A 395-nucleotide genomic window follows, 5' to 3' on the forward strand; every position below is an offset into this window, starting at 1 on the left:
CCCAGTCGATATCGGTCCGCAGAGCAAGGCTTGCACGGGTATCGCGCCCGGTGCAGTCGTTGTGTAATTGTTTGTGCGCGGTTGTGTGCTGGCGGCACATTTATAGATTCGACACGGCTTAGACTCTAGCTTCAAGTGCAACACCGTTGATGAGATAGGGTGTTGCGGTGACGAATTACAAGCATCTGAGCGCCGAAGAGCGCGCGGTGATCATGATCGAGAAGGCCCGGAACACGAGCGTCAGAGCGATTGCAAGGCTGCTTGGCCGCAGCGCGTCGACGATCACACGAGAACTGGCGCGCAATCGTACGGAAGCGCCTCGCTGCTATGACGCCACAAGCGCGGCCAGAGCCTATCGGACGCGCCGCGAGCGAAGTCGGCGTCAGGCGAAACTG

1 protein-coding gene is annotated in these 395 nt (G+C 59.5%); it reads left to right on the forward strand.

Going from position 1 to position 395, the window contains the following annotated elements; translation table 11 throughout:
• Nucleotides 1–167: 167 nt before the first annotated feature.
• A partial coding sequence (locus SB816_RS30060; RefSeq protein WP_410548001.1) for a helix-turn-helix domain-containing protein occupies nucleotides 168–395 on the forward strand: 228 nt, incomplete at its 3' end.

It is taken from the genome of Achromobacter sp. SIMBA_011 (assembly GCF_046535435.1).
GTDB classification, from domain to species: Bacteria; Pseudomonadota; Gammaproteobacteria; order Burkholderiales; family Burkholderiaceae_B; genus Achromobacter; species Achromobacter dolens.